Annotated in this window: 24 protein-coding genes and 1 pseudogene; 10 read left to right on the top strand and 15 right to left on the bottom strand. The window is 71.1% G+C overall.

What is annotated here, in order from left to right:
• Positions 1-6 precede the first annotated feature (6 nt).
• Both ACGFNU_RS41105 and ACGFNU_RS41100 read left to right on the top strand, forming a co-directional pair.
• Complete coding sequence (locus ACGFNU_RS41105) at positions 7-1,032, top strand: mandelate racemase/muconate lactonizing enzyme family protein (protein ID WP_392602031.1); 1,026 nt, start codon at positions 7-9, stop codon at positions 1,030-1,032.
• Between the two features lie 97 nt (positions 1,033-1,129).
• Positions 1,130-1,666, top strand: a complete 537-nt coding sequence (locus ACGFNU_RS41100; protein WP_392602030.1) for a molybdopterin-dependent oxidoreductase — start codon at positions 1,130-1,132, stop codon at positions 1,664-1,666.
• Here ACGFNU_RS41100 and ACGFNU_RS41095 read toward each other — a convergent pair whose 3' ends face one another.
• The 11 genes from ACGFNU_RS41095 to ACGFNU_RS41045 form a co-directional block, all read right to left on the bottom strand.
• Positions 1,667-2,488 (bottom strand): SMP-30/gluconolactonase/LRE family protein, encoded by an 822-nt coding sequence (locus tag ACGFNU_RS41095; RefSeq protein ID WP_392602029.1) that lies wholly within the window; start codon positions 2,486-2,488, stop codon positions 1,667-1,669.
• 49 nt (positions 2,489-2,537) lie between these two features.
• Positions 2,538-3,701 carry an aldose epimerase family protein gene (locus tag ACGFNU_RS41090; RefSeq protein ID WP_392602028.1) on the bottom strand — a complete coding sequence of 388 codons (1,164 nt, stop codon included), beginning with the start codon at positions 3,699-3,701 and terminating at the stop codon, positions 2,538-2,540.
• Positions 3,701-5,083: an aldehyde dehydrogenase (NADP(+)) gene (locus ACGFNU_RS41085; protein ID WP_392602027.1), complete on the bottom strand. Its 1,383-nt coding sequence runs from the start codon at positions 5,081-5,083 to the stop codon at positions 3,701-3,703. Before ACGFNU_RS41085 ends, ACGFNU_RS41090 begins: the two co-directional genes overlap by 1 nt.
• 38 nt (positions 5,084-5,121) lie before the next feature.
• Positions 5,122-6,378 (bottom strand): multiple monosaccharide ABC transporter permease, encoded by a 1,257-nt coding sequence (gene mmsB, locus ACGFNU_RS41080; RefSeq protein ID WP_392602026.1) that lies wholly within the window; start codon positions 6,376-6,378, stop codon positions 5,122-5,124.
• Entirely contained in the window at positions 6,375-7,949 is a 1,575-nt protein-coding gene (gene mmsA / locus ACGFNU_RS41075; protein ID WP_392602076.1) for a multiple monosaccharide ABC transporter ATP-binding protein, read from the bottom strand. The genes mmsB and mmsA overlap by 4 nt, the downstream gene beginning before the upstream one ends.
• An 86-nt stretch (positions 7,950-8,035) precedes the next feature.
• A complete protein-coding gene (gene chvE / locus ACGFNU_RS41070; protein ID WP_392602025.1) occupies positions 8,036-9,166 on the bottom strand; it encodes a multiple monosaccharide ABC transporter substrate-binding protein in 1,131 nt (376 codons plus the stop codon).
• Between the two features lie 24 nt (positions 9,167-9,190).
• Positions 9,191-10,207, bottom strand: coding sequence for a hypothetical protein (locus ACGFNU_RS41065; protein ID WP_392602024.1), 1,017 nt, complete (start codon positions 10,205-10,207; stop codon positions 9,191-9,193).
• Between the two features lie 53 nt (positions 10,208-10,260).
• Entirely contained in the window at positions 10,261-11,268 is a 1,008-nt protein-coding gene (locus tag ACGFNU_RS41060; RefSeq protein ID WP_392602023.1) for a zinc-binding dehydrogenase, read from the bottom strand.
• A complete protein-coding gene (locus ACGFNU_RS41055) occupies positions 11,265-12,437 on the bottom strand; it encodes a mandelate racemase/muconate lactonizing enzyme family protein (RefSeq protein ID WP_392602022.1) in 1,173 nt (390 codons plus the stop codon). Before ACGFNU_RS41055 ends, ACGFNU_RS41060 begins: the two co-directional genes overlap by 4 nt.
• Positions 12,438-12,502: 65 nt before the next feature.
• Entirely contained in the window at positions 12,503-13,531 is a 1,029-nt protein-coding gene (locus ACGFNU_RS41050) for a LacI family DNA-binding transcriptional regulator (protein WP_392602021.1), read from the bottom strand.
• A 478-nt stretch (positions 13,532-14,009) separates the two neighbouring features.
• On the bottom strand, positions 14,010-14,504 hold the full coding sequence (locus tag ACGFNU_RS41045; protein WP_392602020.1) for an SAM-dependent methyltransferase: 495 nt from the start codon (positions 14,502-14,504) through the stop codon (positions 14,010-14,012).
• Here ACGFNU_RS41045 and ACGFNU_RS41040 point away from each other — a divergent pair.
• From ACGFNU_RS41040 to ACGFNU_RS41025, 4 genes are all read left to right on the top strand, one after another.
• Positions 14,482-15,330 (top strand): AraC family transcriptional regulator, encoded by an 849-nt coding sequence (locus ACGFNU_RS41040; protein WP_392602019.1) that lies wholly within the window; start codon positions 14,482-14,484, stop codon positions 15,328-15,330. The genes ACGFNU_RS41045 and ACGFNU_RS41040 overlap by 23 nt on opposite strands.
• 29 nt (positions 15,331-15,359) lie before the next feature.
• The gene (locus tag ACGFNU_RS41035; RefSeq protein ID WP_392602018.1) at positions 15,360-15,566 is read left to right on the top strand and encodes a hypothetical protein; all 207 of its coding nucleotides are present in this window, start codon (positions 15,360-15,362) and stop codon (positions 15,564-15,566) included.
• Positions 15,567-15,602: 36 nt separating this feature from the next.
• Positions 15,603-16,004: a helix-turn-helix domain-containing protein gene (locus ACGFNU_RS41030; protein WP_392602017.1), complete on the top strand. Its 402-nt coding sequence runs from the start codon at positions 15,603-15,605 to the stop codon at positions 16,002-16,004.
• 62 nt (positions 16,005-16,066) lie between these two features.
• The gene (locus ACGFNU_RS41025; RefSeq protein ID WP_392602016.1) at positions 16,067-16,477 is read left to right on the top strand and encodes a VOC family protein; all 411 of its coding nucleotides are present in this window, start codon (positions 16,067-16,069) and stop codon (positions 16,475-16,477) included.
• A 105-nt stretch (positions 16,478-16,582) separates the two neighbouring features.
• Here the strand turns inward: ACGFNU_RS41025 and ACGFNU_RS41020 are convergent, their stop codons facing one another.
• Positions 16,583-16,813, bottom strand: coding sequence for a hypothetical protein (locus ACGFNU_RS41020; RefSeq protein ID WP_392602015.1), 231 nt, complete (start codon positions 16,811-16,813; stop codon positions 16,583-16,585).
• A gap of 89 nt (positions 16,814-16,902) precedes the next feature.
• On the bottom strand, positions 16,903-18,282 hold the full coding sequence (locus ACGFNU_RS41015; protein WP_392602014.1) for a glycoside hydrolase family 16 protein: 1,380 nt from the start codon (positions 18,280-18,282) through the stop codon (positions 16,903-16,905).
• Positions 18,283-18,554: 272 nt separating this feature from the next.
• On the opposite strand from ACGFNU_RS41015, the gene ACGFNU_RS41010 reads away from it, so the two are divergent.
• The 3 genes and pseudogenes from ACGFNU_RS41010 (at position 18,555) to ACGFNU_RS41000 (ending at position 20,640) form a co-directional block, all read left to right on the top strand.
• A complete protein-coding gene (locus ACGFNU_RS41010) occupies positions 18,555-19,535 on the top strand; it encodes a LacI family DNA-binding transcriptional regulator (RefSeq protein ID WP_392602013.1) in 981 nt (326 codons plus the stop codon).
• Positions 19,536-19,732: 197 nt separating this feature from the next.
• Positions 19,733-20,188, top strand: a pseudogene (locus ACGFNU_RS41005) (histidine kinase dimerization/phospho-acceptor domain-containing protein); the annotation flags it as partial.
• Between the two features lie 347 nt (positions 20,189-20,535).
• A complete protein-coding gene (locus ACGFNU_RS41000; RefSeq protein ID WP_392602075.1) occupies positions 20,536-20,640 on the top strand; it encodes a hypothetical protein in 105 nt (34 codons plus the stop codon).
• A gap of 2 nt (positions 20,641-20,642) precedes the next feature.
• On the opposite strand, the gene ACGFNU_RS40995 is transcribed toward ACGFNU_RS41000, so the two are convergent.
• Positions 20,643-21,407 carry a peptidoglycan recognition family protein gene (locus ACGFNU_RS40995; protein ID WP_392602074.1) on the bottom strand — a complete coding sequence of 255 codons (765 nt, stop codon included), beginning with the start codon at positions 21,405-21,407 and terminating at the stop codon, positions 20,643-20,645.
• 14 nt (positions 21,408-21,421) lie between these two features.
• Complete coding sequence (locus ACGFNU_RS40990) at positions 21,422-21,637, bottom strand: hypothetical protein (protein WP_392602012.1); 216 nt, start codon at positions 21,635-21,637, stop codon at positions 21,422-21,424.
• A 402-nt stretch (positions 21,638-22,039) separates the two neighbouring features.
• Between ACGFNU_RS40990 and ACGFNU_RS40985 the strand changes: the two genes are divergently transcribed.
• A complete protein-coding gene (locus ACGFNU_RS40985) occupies positions 22,040-22,879 on the top strand; it encodes an IclR family transcriptional regulator (protein WP_392602011.1) in 840 nt (279 codons plus the stop codon).
• Positions 22,880-22,921: the final 42 nt, after the last annotated feature.

The raw sequence follows: 22,921 nt of genomic DNA, 5'->3' as shown, positions 1-22,921 counted from the left end.
GTTCCCATGATCCGTCCGTGGGGCCCGGAGATGACCCACATCCACGTCATCGTCACGGAGCTGACCACGAGCGACGGGCGCACCGGCACGGGGTTCTCGTGGGCGCCGTGGGTGGGCGGCCAGGCGATCCACGCTCTGCTCGAATCCGACATCAAGGACGCGGTCGTCGGCCTCCCCGTCCATCCCGGAGTGGTCTTCGACGAACTCTGGTGGCACCTGCACGAGGCGGGCCGGGGCGGCCTGGTCACCACCGCCCTCGCGGCCGTGGATCTCGCCCTCTGGGATCTGCACGCCGCGGACGGCCTGGTCGAGGCCCTCGGCCGCCGTCGCGACGCCGTCCCGGCCTACGGCAGCGGGGTCAACCGGCACTACACGCTCGACGAGCTGGTCGCCCAGGCCTGCCGCTGGGTCGAGCACGGCCACACCGCCGTCAAGATCAAGGTGGGCCTCGACGACCTGGCCGGCGACGTCGAGCGCGTCGCCGCCGTCCGCGACGTGATCGGGCCCGGCGCCAGGCTCATGCTGGACGCCAACCAGCGCTGGGACCTGCCCCGGGCCCTGCGCGCCATCGAGGCCTTCCGCCCCTACGACCCGTACCTCATCGAAGAGCCGCTCCCCGCCGCCGACGTCCACGCCTACGCCCGTCTCCGCGCGAGCATCGACGTCCCGATCGCCCTTGGCGAGAACACTTACACGCCCTACGAGTTCCGCGACCTCCTCGTCGCCGGCGCGTGCGACATCGTCCAGCCCAACGTGGTCCGTGTCGGCGGCATCACCCCGTTCCTGCGCATCGTCGAGCTGGCGCGCGCGTTCGACGTCCCGACGTTCCCCCACCTGCTTCCGGACATCTCGGGGCAGCTCGCCTGCGCGCTCCCGATGCCGGCGATGGTCGAGGACGTCGAGGACGCCTCGTTCGCCGCGCTCGGGCTCCTCCGCGAGCCGTATCCGGTCCGGATCGCCGGCGGCATGCTCACCACCGGCGGCCACCGGGGCCTGGGCCTCACCTTCGACCGCGCCCGCCTGGGATGTTAGGGAGGCCGCTTCCAGGTCAGATACATCGCGAGGCGATGTTTCCCAGGGAAGCGCTGAGATGGGGAGAACTGGGCGGAATTGACCGGATCGCTGACCCGTGATCCGATCCGGCGGCGAACTGGTCGAGACGGACTGGGACACCGCGATGGACCAGGTCGTCCGGAGTTCCCAGGACCTGCTGGGCGAGAAGGGGCCCGGCTCGATCGGCTTCTACACCTCCGGCCAGCTGTTCGCCGAGGAGTACTGCACGCTTTCGCTGATCGCCCATGGCGGCATCGGCACCAACCACCTGGACGGCAACACGCGGCTCTGCACCGCGACGGCGGCGGCCGCGCTGAAGGAGTCGTTCGGCTGCGACGGCCAGCCCGGCTCGTTCGCCGACGTCGACCACGCCGACGTGATCGCGCTGTTCGGCCACAACGTGGCCGAGACGCAGACCGTCTTGTGGGCGCGGATGCTCGACCGTCTCGCGGGGCCGGAACCACCCGCGCTGATCTGCGTCGACCCCCGGCCCACCCCGGCCGCGACCGTGCACCTGGCGCCCCTGCCGGGCACCAACGTCGCCCTGCGGCAGATGCGCTGGGCCAACGCCCTCATCAAGCAGGCGAGCCCCCAGATCCTTCTGCTGGGTTGATCAGCCGGGGAACGCGAAGGAGGGCAGACCCTGGCCCGCGTTGGGGATGACGAACAGCGAACCCGCGTGGGTGTCGTCCTCCGGGGCGCCGGTGGTCGCCGTGGTGACGTACAGGTCGCGCAGGTCAGGCCCGCCGAAGGCGCACGCGGTGGTCTGGCGGGCGGGGAGCTCGACGGTGCGGTCGAGGTTCCCCTCGGGGGTGTAGCGCAGGACCCGGCCGCCGCTCCACACGGCGACCCACACGCAGCCGTCGGCGTCCACGGTCAGGCCGTCGGGCAGGCCCGGGACCTCGGCGAACGGGTGGAACACCCCATCGGTGCCGAGGACGTCGATCCGGCGGGTGGGGGTGTCGACGTAGTACATCAGGCGGTGGTCGGGGCTCCAGCCGATGCCGTTGCTGACCGTGACATCGGAACGAACCATCGTGACGGCGCCGTCCGGGGCGATGCGGCGGAGCTTGCCGCCGCCGGGCGCCTCGTCGTAGCGCATGGTGCCCGCCCACAGCGCGCCGTCGGGGGCGACGGCCGCGTCGTTGGCCCGGCAGCCCTCCTCGGGCTGGTGAAAGAGCCAGCGGAACGCGCCGTCCGGGTCATGGAGCCCGACGCCGTCCCGCAGGTTGGCCACGAGGCCCCCGCCGGCCCGTGGCTTGGCCGCGCCGACATGCTGGCCGGCGCTGAAGACGTCATCGGAGCCCGTGGCCGGATCGTAGGTGTGGATCTCGGCGCCGAGCACGTCCACCCAGAGCAGCCGCCGGGTCGCGGCGTCCCAGGTGGGGCCTTCACCGAGCTGGGCCCGGGCGGCGAGGGCGATGTCCCATGTCATGAGGTGTCTCCGAGAAGGGCGGGCGGCGGGGCCGCCCGCCCTGGACGGGTCAGCGGGCGGAGAAGGCGTAGGTCGTGGTGGTGTCGTAAGTCTGGCCGGGCCGCAGCGTCGTCGACGGGAAGCCGGGCTTGTTGGGCGAGTCGGGGAAGTGCTGGGTCTCCAGGCAGAAACCGTCACCCTGACGGTAGGCGCGGCCGCTCGTCCCGACCAGCCGGCCGGTGAGGAAGTTGCCGGAGTAGAACTGCAGGCCCGGCTCGGTGGTCCGCACGTCCATGATCCGGCCGGTGCGCGGCTCGGTGACGCGGGCGGCGTTCTGCCCGTTCAGGACCCAGTTGTGGTCATAGCCGCGCCCGCGCACCAGCTGCGGGTGGTTCGAGCGGATCCGCTCGCCGATCTTGTGCGGCTTGGTGAAGTCGAGCGGCGTGCCCTTGACGGGGGCGAGCTGCCCGGTCGGGATCAGGCCGGTGTCGACGGGGGTGTAGCGCTTGGCGTTGATCCGCATCGAGTGGTCGTAGACGCCGCCGGAACCCTCCCCGGCCAGGTTGAAGTAGGTGTGGTTGGTCAGGTTGACCACGGTGGGCTTGTCGGTGGTCGCCTTGTAGGAGATCCGCAGCTCGTTGCGCGGGGTGAGGGTGTAGGTGACGGCGGTGGTGAGGTTGCCGGGGTAGCCCTCTTCGCCGTCGGCGCTGACGCGCGTGAGGCGCAGCGAGACGTCGCGGCCCTTCTTGACCGGCTGGGCCTTCCAGACCCGCTTGTCGAAGCCGTTCTTACCGCCGTGCAGGCTGTTGACGCCGTCGTTGGCGGGCACGTTGTAGGTCTTGCCGTCCAGGGTGAAGCTCGCCTTGCCGATGCGGTTGCCGTACCGCCCGATGATCGCGCCGAAATACGGGTTCTCGGTGGCGTAGGCATCGCTGAGGTAGCCGGCCAGCGACTTGAAGCCCAGCGCGACGTTGCCGCTGCGCCCGCGCCGGTCGGGGACGTCCAGCGACTGCACGATGCCGCCGTAGGTGAGGATGCGCACCCGCATCCCCCGCCCGTTCGACAGCGTGTAGCGCTCGATCTTGGTACCGGACGGAAGCGCGCCGAACGCCTCCTTGGAGATCTTCGGGGCGGCGGCCGGGGCGGCCGCGGCGGCGACGGCACCGGCGGGGATGAGGGCCGCCGCGGTGAGCACGGCGGCCGAGGTGGCCACGGGTCGGGGGGTGATCTTCATTAACGTCCTTTCAGGGGTGCGGGCAACAGCCGTGCAGGAACGTTCTGGTAGACGACGGGGACCAGGAAGCGGCGGATCGCGGTCGTGCCGACCGAGGTGTGCGAGGGCGCGGTGGTCGCGGGCCAGGGGCCGCCGTGGTGCATGGCGGCGGTGACCGCGACGCCGGTCGGCCAGCCGTTGAAGACGACACGGCCCGCGCGGTCGCGGACCTTGTCCAGGAGGGCGCCGGCGAGCCGGTCGTCTGCCGGCTCGGCGTGGACGGTGGCGGTCAGCGAGCCGGGCATGGCCTCGGCCGCGTCGAGCAGTTCCTCGTCGGTGTCGTACTCCACGATGAGCGTGGCCGGGCCGAAGTGCTCCTCCCAGAGCTCCGGCGTCAGGTCGCGTGCCGGGACGGAGAACACGGCCGGAGCCGGGTCGTCGCCGCCGTCCGGCCGCCTGCCCGCCAGCAGCGACACCCCGGGGCGCGCGGCCAGCTCGGCCACGCCCTCGGCGAAGGCGTCCTGGATGCCGCTCGTCAGGAGGGGATGCGGCGTCACCTCGCCGGTCAGGCCGTCCAGCATCTCGCCGAGACCGTGCCCCGCGGGGAGGAACAGCAGGCCCGGCTTGGTGCACAGCTGGCCGCTGCTGCTGGTGAACGACGCCGCGAAGCCGCGGGCGATCTCCTCGGCGCGCTCGCGCGCGGCCGAGGGCGTGACGAAGACCGGGTTGACGCTGCCGAGCTCGCCGTAGAACGGGATCGGGTCCGGGCGCCCGGAGGCCAGGTCGAACAGGGCCCGCCCGCCCCGGGTGGAGCCGGTGAAGGCCGCCGCCTTGATCGCGGGGTGCTCGACCAGCGCGCGGCCGGCCTCGAACCCCTCGACCATCGCGAACGTGCCCTCGGGCGCCTTCGCCAGCGCCTCCCGCACCAGCTCCGCTGTACGGCGGGACGTTCGCGGGTGGCCCGGATGCGCCTTGACGACCACCGGGCAGCCCGCGGCGAGCGCGCTGGCGGTGTCGCCGCCCGCGACGGAGAAGGCGAACGGGAAGTTGCTCGCCGCGTAGACGGCGACCGGTCCGATGGGCCGGTTGAGCCGGTACAGGGCCGGGTCGCCGTCCTCGATCACGATGTCGAGGAAGCCGCCGTCCTCGACGACGCCGGCGAACAGCCGGAGCTGCCCGGTCGTGCGGGCCATCTCGCCGGTGAGGCGGTCGGGCGCGAGCCCGGTCTCCTCGGCGGCCAGCGGGATCAGCTCGCCGGCGGCCTCGTCGAGCCGGTCGGCGATGCCGCGCAGGAACGCGGCCCGTGCCGCGAGGGGCACGGCGGAGAGGTCGCCGAATTCTGCGGCGGCGCGGCCGGCTGCCACGCAGGCGGCATCGACCTCCGCCACGGTGTGGTCGGTCATGATGTCCTTGAGATTCGGTTGGGCTGAGAGGCGTCGGGCTAGCGGAGCAGCGGGGCCCCGGAGCGGCGCTTGGTCCAGATGTCGAAGGCGACGGCGGCCAGCAGGACCAGGCCCTTGACGAGCATCACGCGCTCGCTCGGCGCGCCGATCAGCGACATGCCGTTGTTGATCACGGCCATGATCAGGCCGCCGGTGATCGCCCCGACCACCTTGCCCACGCCGCCCTGCACGGCCGCGCCGCCGATGAACGCGGCGGCGATGGCGTCGAGCTCGAACGCGTTGCCCGCGGTCGGGCCCGCCTGGTTGAGGCGGCCGGCGAAGATGACGCCGGCGAGCGCGCCCAGCACGCCCATGTTGACGAACAGCCAGAAGACGACCGACTTGGCCTTGACGCCCGACAGCACGGCCGACTGGAGGTTGCCGCCCACCGCGTAGATGTGGCGGCCGAAGACCGTCCGGCTCGTCAGCAGCGAGTACCCCAGCACGAGCGTGGCCAGCAGGACCAGCACCCAGGGCAGGTTGTGGAACCGGGCGAGCTGCACGGTGACCGCCATGATGAGCGCGCCCGCCGCGACGATCTTGGCGACGAACACCGGCAGCGGGTCGACCGTCTGCCCGTAGCCCTGGCGCGCCGCCCGGGTGCGCCACTGGGTGACCACGAGCGCGGCGATCACCGCGGCCGCCGCGAGCAGGCTGAACAGGTCGGCGCCGCCGAGCGGCCCCAGCGCGACGTTGCCGAGGTAGCCGCCGGTGAACCCGTTCGACAACGTGCGGACCGGGTCGGGGAACGGGCCGATGCCCTGGTTGCCGAGCACCGTCAGGGTCAGCGCGCGGAACAGCAGCATGCCCGCCAGCGTGACGATGAACGACGGGATGCCGAAGAAGGCCGTCCAGTAGCCCTGCCACGCGCCGATCGCCGCCCCGGCCACCAGGGTGATCACCAGCGCCAGCGCCCAGGGCACGTCGTGCTCGACCATGAGCGAGGCCGCGATCGCGCCCGTGACGCCGACGACCGAGCCGACCGACAGGTCGATGTGCCCGGAGATGATGATCAGGATCATCCCGATCGCCAGGATCAGGATGTAGGAGTTCTGCACGATGATGTTGGAGATGTTCTGCGGCTGGAGGAGGTCCCCTCCGGTCAGCACGGAGAACAGCACGACGATCAGTGCGAACGCGACGTAGATGCCGCTCTGCCGGAGGTTGAACGACAGCCGCGACGGTGGTGCGGGCCGGCCCGGCCCGGCCGCGGCGGATTTCGCCGTGGCGGTTGCGGAGGTGGCGGTGTCACTCATCCGGCCTGCTCCTTGGAGACGGTGGTGGCGGTATTGCCATTGGCGGTGTTGCCATTGGCGGTTGCGTTGAGATCCATGGTCATGTGGTGCATGAGTCGTTCCTGGGTGGCGTCCGCGCGGTCGACCTCACCGGTGATCCGGCCGGCCGCCATGGTGTAGACGCGGTCGCACATGCCCAGCAGCTCCGGCAGCTCCGAGGAGATCAGCAGGATCGCCTTCCCCTCGGCGGCCAGCCGATTGATGATCGAATAGATTTCGTACTTGGCGCCCACGTCGATGCCGCGGGTCGGCTCGTCCAGGATCAGCACGTCGGGATCGGTGAAGATCCACTTGGCCAGCACGACCTTCTGCTGGTTGCCGCCGCTGAGCTTGCCGGTCACCGCGAGGACGTCCGGCGCCTTGATGTTCATGCTCGTGCGGTACTCCTCGGCCACCTGGTACTCCTGGTGGTCGTGCAGCCAGCCGAACTTGGCCAGCTTGCCCAGGCCCGCGCCCGAGACGTTGGTCTTGATGGTCTGGATCAGGTTGAGGCCGTAGCGTTTGCGGTCCTCGGTCGCGTAGGCGAGGCCGTGCCGGATCGCCGCGCCGACCGAACGGGCCTCGATCGGCTTGCCGTCCTTGTAGAGGCGACCGGAGATCCCGGTGCCGTAGGAACGGCCGAACACGCTCATCGCCAGTTCGGTCCGGCCGGCGCCCATGAGCCCGGCCAGCCCGACGATCTCACCGCGGCGCAGCCGCAGGCTCGCCCCGGACACCACCGGACGGTCGGGCTGGGACGGGCTGTGGACCGTCCAGTCCTCGATCCGCAGCACCTCCTCGCCGATCTCCGGCTCCCGGGGCGGATAGCGGTGCTCCAGGTCGCGGCCGACCATCCCGGAGATGATCCGCTCCTCGCTGACCCCGCCGGTCGACGGATCGAGGGTCTCGATCATCCGGCCGTCGCGCAGGATGCTGATCGTGTCCGCGACCGCCAGGACCTCGTTCAGCTTGTGCGAGATGATCACCGAGGTGATGCCCTCGTCCCGCAGCCCGCGCAGCAGGTCCAGCAGGTGCGCGGAGTCCTCGTCGTTGAGCGCCGCGGTCGGCTCGTCGAGGATCAGCAGCCGCACCCGCTTGGACAGCGCCTTCGCGATCTCGACGAGCTGCTGCTTGCCCACGCCGAGGTCGGCGATCGGGGTCACCGGGTTCGCCGGCAGCCCGACCCGCTCCAGGAGCCGGGCCGCCTCGTGGTTGGTGCGGTTCCAGTCGACCACGCCGCGCCGGGCCTGCTCGTTGCCGAGGAAGATGTTCTCGGCGATCGACAGCTGCGGGCACAGCGCGAGCTCCTGGTGGATGATCACGATCCCGCGGGCCTCGCTGTCGCGAATCCCGTGGAACCGGCACGGCTCGCCGTCGAAGCTGATCTCTCCGTCGTACGAGCCGTGCGGGTACACCCCCGACAGCACCTTCATCAGGGTGGACTTGCCCGCGCCGTTCTCCCCGCAGATCGCGTGGATCTCGCCGCGCCGCACCGACAGCGTGACGTCTTCGAGTGCCTTGACGCCGGGGAACGTCTTGGTGATCCCCGTCATCGTCAGGATGCCGGCGGCCGGGACGTCGTCCTCGGGGAGGTCGTCGTCCCGAGCGCCATCGTTGCGAATGTCATGAGCCATGATGATCAGCCGAGCTGCGCTTGGGTGTAGTAGCCGGTGTCGAGCAGGGCCGACTTGACGTTGGACTTCTCAACGATCACCGGCTGGAGCAGCTGCGACGGGACGACCTTCTTGCCGTTCTCGTAGTCCTTGGTGTTGTTGACCGTGGGCTTGCCGCCCTTCAGCACGGTGTCGGCCATCTTCACCGTCTCGGAGGCGAGCTGGCGGGTGTCCTTGAAGATCGTGGAGTACTGCTCACCGGCGAGGATCGACTTGACCGAGGCCAGCTCCGCGTCCTGCCCGGTCACGATCGGGTACTTCTGCGAGCCGGTGCCGTAGCCGTTGCTCTTGAGCGCCGACAGGATGCCGATGGACAGGCCGTCGTAGGGCGACAGCACGCCGTCGACCTTCGCGCCGCCGCGGTAGGTCTTGGTGAGCAGGTCCTCCATGCGCTTCTGGGCGGTGGCCGGGTCCCAGCGCAGGATGGCGATGGTCTTGAAGTCCTTCTGGCCGCTCTTGACGACGAGGGTGCCCTTGTCGATGTAGGGCTTGAGCACCGACATCGCGCCGTTGTAGAAGAACGTGGCGTTGTTGTCGTCCGGGGAGCCCGCGAAGAGCTCGACGTTGAACGGGCCCTTGGCCTTGCCCTCGGAGCCGTCGGCGTTCTTCAGCTTGAGCCCGACGAGCAGCGAGGTCGCCTGCTGCACGCCGACCTTGAAGTTGTCGAACGTGGCGTAGTAGTCGACGTTCGGGCTGTTGCGGATCAGCCGGTCGTAGGCGATCACCGGGATCTTGCTGTCGGCGGCCTGCTGGAGCTGGGTCGTCAGGGTGGTGCCGTCGATGGACGCGACGATCAGCAGCTTGGCGCCCTTGGTGATCTGGTTCTCGATCTGGCTGACCTGGGTGGGGATGTCGTTCTCGGCGTACTGGAGGTCGACCTTGTAGCCGAGCTTCTCCAGGCTGGACTTGACGTTGTTGCCGTCGCTGATCCAGCGCTCGGACGACTTGGTCGGCATGGTGACGCCGACCAGGCCCCCCTTGGCGTCGCCCGCCGCCGGCTTCTTGTCGATGTCCTTCTCGGCGGAACCGCACGCGGTCGCGGCCAGGGTGGTGAGGGCGAGGGCGGTGACCGCCGTCGTGAGACGCCCGAGTTTCATGTCCTTCTCCTTGGGGTGGTGTTCTCAGGTGGTGAGCGCGGCAGCCTCGGCGAGCGGGAACCGCCGAAGCTGACCGGGGGTCCGGGATCCGAGCGGGGACATCCCGCCGTCGGCGCCGAGCCGGGCGAGGAGGTCCAGGACGAGCCGGCCGCGCCGCACGCGCTCGCGGCCGCTCTCGACGGCGAGCGCGTTCAGGTGCCGGCCCGCCGGGTAGATCGGCGCCGCGTTGCGCAGGCCGAACTTCAGATAGATGGGGGCGCCGCAGCGGATCAGCTCCGCCGCCTCGTACATCCGCACGAATCCGCCCAGGTCATCGGGCGTCTCCACGTAGAAGTCCATCGGGGCCCCGCTGATCGCGCGGATCTCGGCGATCTGGGCGAGGCTGAGGTCGCTGGGCACGTTCAGCGAGTCGCCGCCGAGCTGTTCCCACACGGCGTAGGAGGCCGGGTTGACCGGCCCCACCAGTGCCGAGACCTTGAACGTGGTGTCGGCGGGCAGGCGTCCGGCGGCGCGCATCCGGTGAAGCGTCCAGAGCACCCCCTCGTCCGCGACGAGCAGGCACCGCACGCCGAGCGCGGTGGCACGTTCCGCTTCCTCCACGCACTGGGCGAGCTGGTCGCGGCCCCGGGCGCGCGGCCCGGACGCCAGGTAGGAGCGGCCGCCGGCGCCCGGTTCCCAGGTGCCGCGCGGGCCGAGGAACAGGCACAGCTCGATGTCGTTCTCGTCGCAGGCCGCGACCATCTGGATGATCTCGGCGTCGGTGAGCATCCACACGCCGCTGCCCTGGCTGATGCGGTGCAGCGGGACCGCGAGCCGGGCGCTCTCGGCCAGGACGGCCTCCAGCACGGCGGGGCCCTCGCAGGACGGCAGCTCGGTCCGCCACGTCCCGCCGTCGGGGAACGCGTGCGCCGAGGACGGGACCGTCTCGGCGCGGGGCGGGAACCCGAGATCCTCCAGGGCGTGTTCGCCGGGCATGCGGGCCGCGGGGCGGCCGGCATACGTACCGGCGGCGTGCCGGTCGTTGATGGGCGAGGGAGTCATGGCGTCCTCGATCGATGCGATGGTTCGGTCATGGGTTCAGTCGAGGTCATGGGTCACTCGAGGTCGGGTCGGAGCAGGACCTTGCCCGCGTCGGCGGAGGCGCTCAGGCGCAGCGCGGCCTCGAAGTCGGCCAGTGGCAGCTCATGGGTGATCAAAGAGGCGGGCCGGAGCACGCCCGAGTCGAACGCGCGGACCGCGTAGGCCCAGTCCGCCGGACCCGCGCCGAAGACCGTGTGCAGTCGCAGGGCGCGTGTGACCAGCAAGGACGTGGCGACAGCGTCGGCGGGGTCGGAGGGAATGCCGGTGACCGCGACACGGCCGCCGCGGCGGGTGAGCGCCACCGCCGCGTGTGCGGTGCCGGGCGCGCCCGCGGTCTCCACCACGACGTCGAAGGTGCCTTCGGCGGCCTCGCCCGGGCGCAGGAACTGCGTCGCGCCCGCCTCGATCGCGGTCTCGCCGCGTTCGGCGCGCGGATCGATCGCCACCAGCCGCGCGGGGGACGCGGCGGACAGGAACTGCAGCGTGAGCATCCCGAGGGTGCCGGCGCCGACCACCGCCGCCGACTCGCCCGGCCGCAGCGAGACCTGCCGGACCACGGCGGCGATCACGGCGGCCGGTTCGAGCAGCGCGGCCGCGCGCAGGTCGGCGCCCGCCGCCAGGACGTGCAGCATGCGCGCGGGCAGGAGCAGATGGTCGGCGAACGCGCCGGGCCGGGTGAACCCGGTCTCGTCGTAGCCGGCCAGGCACAGGTTGGGCGAGCCATCGCGGCACGGGCCGCAGACCTGGCAGCCGCGGAAGCCCTCGCCGACCACCGGCGAGCCGACCATGGCCGGGTCGATCTGGGGGCCGACCGCCGCGACCGTGCCCGACCATTCGTGGCCGGGGACGATCGGGTACATGGCGAAGTCGGCCGGGCGGGTGCCGTCGTAGAGCTCGCGGTCACTGCCGCACAGCCCCGCGGCGGCGACGCGGACGAGGGCCTCGCCCGGGCCCGGCTCCGGCGGGTCGCCCGGGAGCACCTGGAAGCGGCCCGGCTCCGGCACCAGCAGCGAGCGGCTCACTTGCCGGTTCCCCGGCGCAGGTGCCAGTCCTCGGCGAACAGGTCGAAGTCCGCGTTCTGCTGCGGGAACTCGGCGACCGCGTCCAGATCGAGCTCGACGCCCAGGCCCGGCGCCTCGGGAAGCCCGAAGTAGCCGTCCACGACCTCGGGCAGCCCGGGGGCGACCTTCTTGATCGCGGCGTCGGCGAAGTCGTTGAAGTGCTCCAGGATCTTGAAGTTGGGCACGCAGACCCCGAGCTGGAGCGAGGCGGCGGTGAGCACCGGCCCGCCCACGTTGTGCGGGGCGACCTGGATGTAGTGGGTCTCGGCCGTGGCCGCCAGCTTGCGGACCTCGCTGATGCCGCCGCTGTGCCCGACGTCGGGCTGGATGACGTCGGCGGCCTGAAGTTCGAAGATCTCGCGGAACTCGATCCGGTCGTGGATGCGCTCGCCGGTCGCGATCGGCAGATCGGTGTGCTCGGAGACCTTGGAGAGGGCCTTCAGGTTCTCCGGCGGGACCGGCTCCTCGAGCCAGGCCGGGTCGTACGGGGCGATCAGCCCGGCCAGCCGGATCGCGGTGGCGGGGGAGAACCGGCCGTGCATCTCGACCAGCAGCTCGCGCTCGGGCCCGATCGCGTCGCGGACCGCCTCGATCAGGCTGATCGACCGCATCGTCTCGGCGTGGTCGAGCTCCATCTGGCCCGCGCCGAACGGGTCGAGCTTGAGCGCCTGGTATCCGCGCTCGACGACCCGCGTGGCGGCGGCGTGGAACTCCTCGGGCGTGCGGTCGACGGTGTACCAGCCGTTCGCGTACGCCTTGACGCGGTCGCGCACCTTGCCGCCGAGGAGCCGCCACACCGGCTGGCCGAGGGCCTTGCCGACGATGTCCCAGCACGCCATCTCCACGCACGCGATGCCGGACATGACGATCTCGCCGGCGCGGCCGTAGTCGCCGTACTTCATCCGGTGGACGAGGTCCTCGATGTCGAACGGGTCGCTGCCGACGACGTGCCGCCGCTCGGCCTCGGCGAGGTAGCCCCGGAGCGCCTCGGTGTGACCGAGCATCCTGGTCTCGCCGACGCCGGTCAGGCCCTCGTCGGTGTGCACGGTCACGAACGTGAGGTTGCGCCAGGGCGTTCCCACGACATGCGTGTCGATCTTGGTGATGCGCACGAGCTCTTCCTTACTCACTAGCACTAGTTTGCGTTAGCGCTAACATTCCGCCGCGCCGGTACGGGCGCGTTTCTCGTGGGTGGTCAGGTCCGAGGTCTGGGAGCGGTGCTCTCCCGGACCACCAGTTCGGGCTCGGCGGTGCGCCGGGGAGCTCCCGCCGCGCCATCGAGGCGTTCGAGCAACATCTGGAAGGCGTACCGCCCGACCTCGCCGAACGGCTGGCGGACGGTGGTCAGTGGTGGTGCGAAGTAGGGCGCCTCGGGCACGTCGTCGAAGCCCGCCACGCTCACGTCCTCGGGGACCCGCCGGCCCGCCTCGCGCAGCGCGCGCAGCAGGCCCAGCGCCATCGGGTCGTTGGCGGCGAACACCGCCGTCACCGCGGGGTCGGCGGCCAGCAGCCGGCCCTGCTCGTACCCGGACCGGGCGCTCCAGTCGCCGGTCAGCGGCGCGGGGATCTCCCGGCCGGCCAGCGCCTCCCGCCAGCCCGCGACGCGCGCCGCGGCGTCCACCCAGTCGGACGGCCCGGCCAGGTGCCACACGGTCTCGTGCCCGAGGTCCAGCAGATGGCGGGTGACCTTCGCGGCGCCCGCGTGGTGGTCGACGGCCGCCACGGGCAGCTGGAGGTCGTCGGCGGCCCGGACCGCCACCACCGGGAAGTCGCGCGGGAGCCTGCGCAGCTCGTCCACCGCCGACAGGTGCGGGGCGATGATGATGACGCCGTCGACCGACTGCGAGCGCAGCCGGTCGACGCCCGCCTCGATCGCCCCCCGGCTCGGCATGTCGAGGCTGGTGATCGTGGTGGTGTACTCCGCTGTGCGCGCGGCCAGCTCGATCCCGTGCAGGGTGGACGCGGGGCCGTACAGGGTCGTGTCGAAGCTGACCACGCCCAGGACGCCGGAGCGCCCGGTCGCCAGGACGCGGGCGGCGGAGTTGGGACGGTAGTCCAGCTCGCGCATGGCCGCGAGCACCTTGTCGCGGGTCTGCGGCCGGACCTTCTCGGGTGAGTTGAGCACGCGCGACACCGTCATCGCCGAGACGCCCGCCAGAGCGGCCACATCCTCCATGACCGCGCCGCGCGAACGGCCGGCGGGAGGAGGTGGGGCGGTGTTCATGTGATCTCCTGCACACTCGGGACGATGTCGGAATGTTTGCGCTAACTCCAGACCGATGTCAACACTTCGCCGCGAGATTCTGATAGCGCCAACATCCCACCACCCCCTGCCACAGCACCCCAAACCTGCACTGACCTGCACTTTCGCAAGATCACAAAGTGTGGATGGCGACCGGAATGTTATGCGCTAACACGATGATCAAGGCCGGTGTTCGCCCAGGTCGGACGCGCCTGATGCAGGGCGGGCAACATGCCTTATCAGAGATCCGGCGCCTGCGGGGGGCCGGTTTCGGACTGCCCGCACGGTCGTCGAACCCGGACGCACGGGGCATGTCTCCTTCGAAGCATCCGGTCGGAAATGAGGTTCTTGTGTTTGTTGGCCATCCTCCATAGCGGGCGTAGCCGGCGATGACGAGCACCAAAGACGCACACCGTCGCCCCGTCAAGGGGGCGACGGTATTCAGCGGGGTTGTGGGTACTCAGCGGGGTTTGTGCGCCAGGCCGCACAGCATCAGAGGCGCCAGCGCGAGCTCACTGGACACCGGGCCGTGATCCCGGCGCCATGGCGACATCGGTACGAGACCCTGCTCATCCAGGTCGAGCCCGTCGAAGAACGCCGCGATGGCCGCGCGAGACCGGAACCAGCCCGAGCCGAGCCCGGCGACGAGAGCCCGTTCGACGCCGGCCGCCTGGCGGGCGAGCGGTCCGCCGTCCGCCGGGACCGGGAAGTGGCTGACGGCCAGCATGGATCCGGCGGGGAAGCGCTCGACGTAGGCGCGGGCGATCCCGTGGGGATCATCGTCGTCGTGCAGGTGGTGCAGCACCGACGTGAGCAGGATCCCGGTCGGGCGGGACGGATCGAGCAGCCGGCGGGCCTTGGCGGTGCCCAGGACCGCGTCGGGGTTGCGGATGTCGGCCTGGACGACGGCGGTATCGGCATTGCTGGCCAGGGTGGCGTTCCCGTGGGCGATCACGGCGGGATCATGGTCGATCCGGCAGCGCACCGGGACGTACCAGCTGGTGGAATTCTGGTCCGAAGAGATCAAATACGCGCGGACCGCGCGCCAGGTCCGGGAGGACCCCGACGAGGACTACCGTTTCCTTCTCCCGCTCACCGGTGGCCTGGTGGTCCGCCAGGACGGCCGGGAGGCGCGGCTGACGCCGGGCAGCGGAAGCCTGATCACCCTGGGCACGCCGTTCGAGCTGCTGCAGCGGACGTCCACGCGGGCGTTCATCATGACGATCCCCGCCCGCGAGGTCGACGGCCCGCTGAACCTGCCGGCGCCGCTCGCCGCCGGTCTCGACCTGTCCTCGGGCATGGGCCGCGTGGTGACCGACATGGTGCTGGGGGCGGCCCGGGAGCGGAACAACCTCGGGCGCGTCCAGTTCGACGCCCTGAGCGACCGGATCGTCGAGCTGCTGTGCATGCTGGTGGTCGGGGACGACCGTCCGGAGGCGCCCGGGCACCTGGTCGAAGTGGAGGCGCTGGTGCGCCGGTACGTCCGTGCCCACGCGGCCGACCCCGATCTGAGCGGCGTCACGATGGCCAGGGACCTCGGCTGGTCGGTGCGGCAGGTGCAGCTGGCTCTGCAGCGAGCGGGAACCACGCCCCGGGAGCTGATCCGGGAGGAACGGCTCCGGCTGGTACGCGAGCGATTGCAGAACCCCGCGTACCGGCACATGACCATCACCGAACTGGCCCATGCGTCGGGGTTCTCGTCGGTCAGCGCGCTCAGCGGCGGATTCCGGCAACGGTACGGGGTGAGCCCGCGGGAGATGCGCTACGAGACGTCGTCCTGACCGGAGCTCCACGTCTCTATGGTGGGGAGATGGACGAGTCGCAGCCCAAGAAGCCGTTCTCCAAGCGGACCCGCACCAAGGAAGGCCGCACCTACTACGACAACGTGTACGCGTCCTCGCTCGAAGAGGCGTACGAGCTGTACGGCAAGAGCCGCATGGAGGGTGCCGAGGTCGACATCATTCCGGCCGATGCCGACGACCTGGAGAGAGGCGAGCGCGGTCTGAGCTACCCCTGAGCCGGGCATCGCCGCGATCACAGGGAGCATGGTGTGATGGGCGGCGTGAGCCGCGCAGCAGAAGAGAGCAACCGCCGCATGTTGCGGGCACGGGACGCGATGGATCGCTCCTACGCGCAGCCGCTGGACGTTCCGGCGCTGGCCCGGATCGCCCATGTGTCGCAGGCGCATTTCACGCGTACCTTCCGGGCCGCTTTCGGCGAGACACCGCACCGCTATCTGCAGCGTCGCCGCATTGAACGGGCGATGTTCCTGCTGCGGGAGACCGACCGCAGCGTGACGGACATCTGCTTCGCTGTCGGCTTCAACAGCCCCGCGACCTTCAGCCGTACCTTCCATGGCATCGTCGGCCGGTCGCCGCGGACCTATCGCAAGGAAGCGGTGACCCTCGGCGTGCCGACCTGCTTCACGATGGCATGGATGCGGCCCAATTCCTGACGGCCCGTGGCTGAGCAGTTTCGGACAAGTCTTCGTCCGGCCCGCTCGATACCTTGAGGCGCATGTTCAAGGCACTCACGCACTCGCAGATCTTCGTTCTCGACCAGGACGAGGCCGTCGGCTTCTATGTCGGCAAGCTCGGCCTGGAGGTCAACACCGACGTCGACCTGGGCTTCATGCGCTGGCTGACCGTCAGCGTCCCCGGTCACCCGGACCGGGAGATCCTCCTGGAGAAGCCGGGCGGCCCGATGATGTCGGAGGAGACGGCGCGGCAGGTCCGCGAGCTCGTCACCAAGGGCGCGACGGGCGGTCATCTCACCTTCAGCACCGACGACTGCCAGAAGACGTACGAGGAGCTGCTGGCCCGGGGCGTCGAGATCACCGAGGAGCCCGCCGAGCGCCCGTACGGGATCGACTGCGCCCTCCGCGACCCCTTCGGCAACAGCATCCGCTTCACTCAGCCGAAGCCCTGAGACCGCTCGCGGACGACGCGACCACGTTCTTCGTCGGCCCGCCCGGGAGGACTGACGCCGGCGATTCCCCGAGGGAGCGCCGGCGCCGCGTCGTGAGTCGTTGAGTCAGTCGTTGAGGCGCTTCTTCAGGAGCTCCTTGGCCTGCTCCGCTCCCTTGCGGCTCTCGGCCTGGGCGCGCTGGAAGAAGCTGGTCAGCTCCTGGTCGCCGTCCCGCTGGGCGTCCTGGATGTAGCTCTCGAGACGCAGGACGTTGCTGAGGCACGCCTCGGTGAACCAGATGAGGTTGTAGTCCTTGTCCTTGGTGCCGGTGACTTGGCCGGTCTCGGCGTCTGACATGGGATCCTCTCCTTCGCCTGATGGCAGCCGCCGCCTACCCGTGCCCGGGGAGGGGAAACCTCGGCGCCGGATACGGATGAGCCCCCTGGTCAGTGGCCGAAGTCGAACCAGTTGACGTTCACGAAGTCGGCGGGCTGGCCGCTGCTGAACGTCAGGTAGACGTCGTGCACGCCGGTCACGCCGGAGATGTTCGCCGGTACGGTGCGCCAGGTCTGCCAGCCGCCGGTGTCGCCGATCGCGAAGCTGCCGATCGGGGCGTTCGAGCGTGCGTCGAGGCGCACCTCGACCAGGCCGCTGACGCCGCCGCCCGCGCCGCTGGCGACGCGTGCCACGAACTGCCGGGCGGCTGACGAGCCGAAGTTCACGCCGCGGTAGAGCGCCCAGTCGCCGTTGGCGGCCCAGCCGATGTTCTGCCCGCCGCCGCTGTCGGAGGTGGTCTCCACGCTGAGACCGCTCTGGCCGTCGAACGACTCCGCCTGGATGGTGGCGTAGGCGTCCCGGTCGCCCGGCGGGTTCGTCGACCCGCCGCTCTGCCACACCGCGACGTAGTCGACGAGCATGGGACGGCCCGGCACGGTGGCGCCGGTCGGGGTCGCCTGGCCCGCGACGCCGTCGGGGAACGCGCCGCCCATGGCCACGTTGAGGAGCAGGAAGTAGCCGGCGTGGCCGGTCATGTTGTTCCAGGTGGCGGCGTCGAACTGGGACTGGCTGACGCTGTGGAACTGCTGGCCGTCGACGTACCACCGGAGCTGGTTGGGGCTGACGCTGCGGTCCCATTCGAACCGGTAGGCGTGCATCGCCGACTGGCAGGAGGAGCCGGGACACGCGCGGCTGGCGCCCAGCCCGGACGTCTCGTTGCACGGCCCGCCGGGGTTGACGCCGCAGTGCAGGACGCCCCAGACGGAGTTGATGCCGTTGACGTTCTCCATGATGTCGAACTCGCCGATCGCCGGCCAGTTCCAGTAGTTGCCGCGGTAGGGGGAGCCGAGGGCCCAGAACGCGGGCCAGTAGCCGAGCGCCTGGGAGCCGGTGACGTTCGGCATCTGGACACGGCTCTCGATCCGCAGGATCCGTCCGTCGGCCGGCTTGAAGTCGGCGCGCTGGGTCTCGATGCGCGCCGAGGTCCATTCGCCGGAGCCGGATCGGAGCGGCGTGATCCTCAGGTTGCCGCCGCCGTCGAGGCTCAGGTTGGCGGGGTCGGCGGTGTAGCGCTGGATCTCGCCGGTGCCCCAGTTGCCGGGGCCGCCGGGATAGCCGTGGCCGGTGTCGATCTGCCAGTTGGACGAGGAGGGCAGGGAGTTGGCGGGGCCGTCGAAGTCGTCGCTCCACACCAGGCTCCAGCCCGTGGGCGGCGGGGGAACCGAGGCGTGGGCGGTCAGGCTTGCTGCCGGAATAGAGAGGGCGGGGATCGAGAGGGAGACGAGTACCGCTAGCGCGGCTCTCCGCCATGAACGGGGTGGACGGGGCATGACGGGGCCCTTCCGCAGGGGGAGCAGGGGTGGTGCGAGAGGCGCCTGCGCGTCAATGTCATCCGCCGGTGACCTTCTGTCAAGAAATCGGGAGAGCGCTCTCCTGTCTAGACCAGTCGGCTCGTGGACGGCCTTGTCCAGCGCGAAGAACCGCAGCCCAGTGACGTTCGGCGCATCGAGCGTCGGCCACATGCGGACATCGGAAATCGTTCTCGCGTCATTGCCTCCGAGAATGGCCGTTCAGGAGAGCGCTCTCAACGGAAGCCCCGGTCATGAGACGACCCACGCTGGAGGCCGTGGCCGCGCGCGCCGGAGTCTCCCGGGCGACGGCGTCACGGGTGGTCAACGGCTCGGAGACGGTGCACGCCCAGATCCGCGACGCGGTGCTGCGCGCGGTGGACGAACTCGGGTACGTGCCCAACTCGGCGGCGCGCAGCCTGGTGACCCGGCGCACCGACTCGATCGGTCTCGTGGTCTCCGAGCCGCCCGCCGCCGAAGATCCGCTCTTCTCGGTGCTCGTCCGGGCGGTGGGCCGGGAGCTGGAGCGCGCCGGCAAACAGGTCGTCCTCATGCTGGCGTCCTCACCGGCCGCCTATGCCCGGATCGAACGGTATGTCGCGGGCGGCCACGTCGACGGAGTGATCCTGCTGTCGACTCACGGCGCGGACCCGCTGCCCGCCGCGCTCGCCCGTTCCCACGTGCCGGTGGTCTCGTACGGGCGTCCGGTCGCCACCGTCAGCCTCCCGTACTGCGACTGCGACAACGTCGGCGGGGCCCGCGCCGCCGCGCGCCACCTGCTGGACCGCGGCCGGTGGCGCGTCGCCGCCATCGCGGGGCCGCCCGACATGCCCGCCGGCCGCGACCGGCTGGCCGGCTACCGCGACGTGCTGTCGGCCGCCGACCGCCGTTCGCTCGTCGCCATGGGCGACTTCACCCGCGAGTCGGGCGCCGCCGCGATGCGCCAGCTGCTGCTGGACGGGCCCGACCTGGACGCGGTGTTCGCCGCGACCGACCTGATGGCGATCGGGGCCCTGCACACCCTGCGCCGCATGGGCCGCCGCGTCCCCGACGACGTCGCGGTGGTCGGCTTCGACGACATCGAGGAGGCCCGCTACACCGACCCGCCGCTGACCTCGGTGCGCACGCCGGTGGCCGCGGTCGCCGAGGCGATCGTCCAGCGGCTGCTGGGGCCGGGCCGCTTCGCCGAGCCGACCGTCCTGCCCGCCGACCTGATCGTCCGCGAGTCCTCCTGACCGCCTGCCTGGGATTCTCGGCCATTTCCCTGCTCGCTCCCCGTTGATCTCCGGCGCCGCCCGGACAGTCGATCCGTCTTCGCCCTTTCCCTGGCGCGTCACCGTCGCCGACAACGCCAGCACGGACGGGACCTTGCAGGTGGCGCGCCGGCTCGCCGCCGAACTGCCCGGGGTCGCTGGACACCGTCGACGGCGCGATGTCCAAGCTCCTGTGGCTGAACGCGGTCATCCTCGCGGTCACCCTGGCCGGGCTGGTGATGGTCGGCCGCTGGGTCGTCCGGCTGGGCCTGCTGCCCCTGACCCGGATGGAGGGCACCGCCGAACGCATCAGCGCCGGCAGCCTGGACCCGCGGCTCGGCGACACCGATCCGCGGACCGAGATCGGCCGCCTGGGCGGCGTGCTCAACACCATGCTCGAACGGCTGCAGGGCGCGCTCCTCGAACGCCAGTCGTCCGAGGCGCGGCTCCGCCGGTTCGTCGCGGACGCGGGACACGAACTCCGCACGCCGCTCACGTCCATCCAGGGCTTCGCCGAGCTCTCCCTGCGGCACCGCGAACTGCCCGATCATGACCGGCGCGAGGCGAACCGCCTGATCCGGCAGAACGCCGAGCGCATGAGCATGCTGGTCAACGACCTCCTCCTGCTCGCCAAGCTGGACGAGGAACCCGCGTACCGCAGGGAGGACGTCGACCTGCTGTCCGCCGCCGCCATCAGCACCGCCGCCGTCCGCCGTCGCGGCCATGCGATCGACCTCGGGCCCCTGACCGGCGACGCCGCGGAGCTGGAGCTGGTCGAGGCCACCGGCGACCCGCACCGGCTCCGGCAGGTCGTGGCGAACCTCGTCTCCAACGCCCTGACCCACACGCCTCCCCGCACGCCGATCCATGTCCGGATCGGCACGGCGAAGGCCGGCGCCCGCCACGGGACGGACCGCGCCGGCCGTACCAGCCCCTCCCCGATCCGGCGCGGGCGCGCGACCACGGCGGCAGCGGCCTCGGACTGGCCATCGCCGCCGCGATCGCGCACCACCACAGGGGCCGGCTGGAGCTCGACACCGGTTCAGGACAGGGCTGTACGTTCCGTCTCGTCCTTCGCCGGGACTGAACTCAGCGCTCGCCTGGAGCGGCGGCGGGGCCGTGGTCGAAGCGTGTGCCGGGCACGGGGAAGGTGCCCTGGCGGAGCGGGCGGAGCTCGCGGCGGGGGGACGCGACGTCCATGATGCCCGCGACCGCCTCGCGCAGGGCCGGGAGCATCGCGTAGAGCCGGTCGCCGGGGCAGGCCGTGGCGACGTAGTCGCGGTGGCCCACGATGGCCTCGTACGGGTCGAGGTCGTAGGTCTCGCAGAGCCAGGCGCAGGTCGCCGCGAGCTTCCACCACAGGCGCTTGGTGGGCACCTCGGTCAGGTACGTGCCCTCGTTCTCGATGCCGATGGTGTGGTCGTTGTGCCCGAGGGTCTGGGCGCCCCGCACGTGCCGGCGGGTGGCGATGGCCTCCAGGCTGCGGTTGCGTCCCTCCATGAGGAAACCGCCGCGGCTGATGGTGAGCTGCTGGCCGGTGTCGTCCCAGCCGTTGCCGTCCATGTGGAAGTTCTGGATGGCCCGGGACAGGACGAACGCGTGCTTCAGCGAGTAGTCCGTGGAGTTCTCCGAGGCGGTGTGGTGCACGACGATGTGGTCGGGAGCCGTGGGGAGCACGGTGGCGACGGCCTTCGGCGGCCGCGCCTCCCAGTTCGCGCGGGTGTAGACGCGGAAGCCGGACGAGGCCTGCGCCGTACGGGGGGTGAGCGGCAGCGCGCCGAGGACGGCGCCGCCGCCCACCGCGGCGGCGCCGAGGAGGAGCCCTCGGCGGTGAAGGCTGGGGGCAGGGTGCATGGCGGGGACTTCCTTCACGTATCCAAGTTGTTGATCTTCTCCTTAGAGATCATCCGATACTTCCGCGATCTTTCCCACCCCGCCAGAGCGGCGCTGCCCTCGACGGTCGCTCGCCCTTGCCGACCGCCCGCCCGGCGCAGGCCGCCGCGCTCGACCAGATCCTGGCCGAACTCGCCCGCGGCCAGCGGTAGCACTTTAATGTGGCAGATTCCGCAACGTGAGCTGGCCATGTTTGGTCATCGCTGACCTTTATTGGCCATTGCGTGGGTGGCCGGATCGCTGCTAATGAGCTTGCGTCTTCGTCAATCATTGGCGAGAGATCGCCGCAGCCGACGAAACGCAGCACGGCCGCCCGAGAATATGCCGAACAAATGGATGCGAGGTCGGGTCCGGCGTGGCACGGGAGGTGCCGACACCGAGGTCGGCACGTTCCAGGCGCCGCGGAGTTTGGGTATATCGGACTCTGCCAAATCTGGCCGGCGTCAATCGTCAGGCGAACCTAGGGGTGGCCGGTCCTTCTTTCATAAGGGGCAAAGTACGCAATTTCCCGGATGTCCTCCGACTGGCCGCGATGGCACTGTTCTCCAGGGCTCGCGCAGCCGCCGGCCCCCGTTGTGACAGGAGGTCGGCCGGTGAAACCGCCGCACGCGTTCAGAGGTGACGGTCATTGGCGCCACGGCTCTCGTGGTGATGAGGTCCGCGGCGGCTCCGGCGCCGGACCGGCGGGTTCCGGGGGCGGCCGGGGAGTGCTGCAGGGCGCCTTCGCGGTGTTGCAGCAGGTGGCCCGCTGCGGTGAGGCGGGCCTGACCGAACTGGCGGCCGCCACCGGGGTGCCCAAGGCGTCGGTGCACCGGCTGCTGGATCAGCTGGCCGGCCTGGGAATGGTGCACCGGGGCCCCGGTGGCCGCTACCGGGTGGGGGCGCGGGCGTTCGCGCTGGGGCAGGCGTGGGATCCGGCGCCCGTGCTGCGTTCGGCCGCCACCGCGCCGGTACGGCGGCTGGCGGCCGCGACCGGCGACAGCGTCTGCCTGGCGGTCATGGACGCCGCGGACGCGCTGGTCGTGGCCGGGATGCTCGGGCGGGCCGATGAGCTGATCTCGTTGCGTCCCGGGCTGGTGCTGCCGCCCGGAACCGCCACCGAGGCGGTCATCACCGCCGCCCGGCCCATGGTCACCGTCCCGCCCGGCTCGTCCCGGGCCGAGTGGATCCGGCGCGTCCGGCAGGCGCGCGATCAGGGGGTCGCCTTCGACCTGCAGGCGACCGAGCTGCCGGTGGCCTGCGTCGCCGCGCCGGTGCACGCGCCGGGCGGAGCGGTGGTGTCGGCGATCGGGGTGGTGGTCCTGGAGGCGCGCCGGCTGCCGGAGCTGGCCGGTGCCGTCCGGGACACCGCCGACAAGATCAGCGCCAACCTGGCCCGCATCCCGGGCGCCGGACGCGTGCTGGCGCCGCTCGCGGGCACAACGGAGCACTGACCGCCCCCGGCCTGCCGCACGCCGCCGCCGCTCGACGATCAC

It is taken from the genome of Spirillospora sp. NPDC048911, from assembly GCF_043198015.1.
Lineage (GTDB): Bacteria > Actinomycetota > Actinomycetes > Streptosporangiales > Streptosporangiaceae > Spirillospora.
Note: the sequence above shows the minus strand (reverse complement) of the source record. Positions and strands in the feature narration are given on the sequence as shown.

Excerpts from the sequence above, each read along its gene's own strand:
- mmsA (WP_392602076.1), bottom strand. The coding sequence starts at position 7,949 with ATGACGGGGATCACCAAGACGTTCCCCGGCGTCAAGGCACTCGAAGAC.
- ACGFNU_RS41025 (WP_392602016.1), top strand. The coding sequence starts at position 16,067 with ATGTTCAAGGCACTCACGCACTCGCAGATCTTCGTTCTCGACCAGGAC.
- ACGFNU_RS41010 (WP_392602013.1), top strand. The coding sequence starts at position 18,555 with ATGAGACGACCCACGCTGGAGGCCGTGGCCGCGCGCGCCGGAGTCTCC.
- ACGFNU_RS41020 (WP_392602015.1), bottom strand. The coding sequence starts at position 16,813 with ATGTCAGACGCCGAGACCGGCCAAGTCACCGGCACCAAGGACAAGGAC.
- ACGFNU_RS41035 (WP_392602018.1), top strand. The coding sequence starts at position 15,360 with ATGGACGAGTCGCAGCCCAAGAAGCCGTTCTCCAAGCGGACCCGCACC.
- ACGFNU_RS41090 (WP_392602028.1), bottom strand. The coding sequence starts at position 3,701 with ATGAAGATCACCCCCCGACCCGTGGCCACCTCGGCCGCCGTGCTCACC.
- ACGFNU_RS41050 (WP_392602021.1), bottom strand. The coding sequence starts at position 13,531 with ATGAACACCGCCCCACCTCCTCCCGCCGGCCGTTCGCGCGGCGCGGTC.
- mmsB (WP_392602026.1), bottom strand. The coding sequence starts at position 6,378 with ATGAGTGACACCGCCACCTCCGCAACCGCCACGGCGAAATCCGCCGCG.
- ACGFNU_RS41085 (WP_392602027.1), bottom strand. The coding sequence starts at position 5,083 with ATGACCGACCACACCGTGGCGGAGGTCGATGCCGCCTGCGTGGCAGCC.
- ACGFNU_RS41095 (WP_392602029.1), bottom strand. The coding sequence starts at position 2,488 with ATGACATGGGACATCGCCCTCGCCGCCCGGGCCCAGCTCGGTGAAGGC.
- ACGFNU_RS41015 (WP_392602014.1), bottom strand. The coding sequence starts at position 18,282 with ATGCCCCGTCCACCCCGTTCATGGCGGAGAGCCGCGCTAGCGGTACTC.
- ACGFNU_RS41065 (WP_392602024.1), bottom strand. The coding sequence starts at position 10,207 with ATGACTCCCTCGCCCATCAACGACCGGCACGCCGCCGGTACGTATGCC.
- ACGFNU_RS41030 (WP_392602017.1), top strand. The coding sequence starts at position 15,603 with ATGGGCGGCGTGAGCCGCGCAGCAGAAGAGAGCAACCGCCGCATGTTG.
- ACGFNU_RS40995 (WP_392602074.1), bottom strand. The coding sequence starts at position 21,407 with ATGCACCCTGCCCCCAGCCTTCACCGCCGAGGGCTCCTCCTCGGCGCC.
- chvE (WP_392602025.1), bottom strand. The coding sequence starts at position 9,166 with ATGAAACTCGGGCGTCTCACGACGGCGGTCACCGCCCTCGCCCTCACC.
- ACGFNU_RS41105 (WP_392602031.1), top strand. The coding sequence starts at position 7 with ATGATCCGTCCGTGGGGCCCGGAGATGACCCACATCCACGTCATCGTC.
- ACGFNU_RS40990 (WP_392602012.1), bottom strand. The coding sequence starts at position 21,637 with ATGGCCAGCTCACGTTGCGGAATCTGCCACATTAAAGTGCTACCGCTG.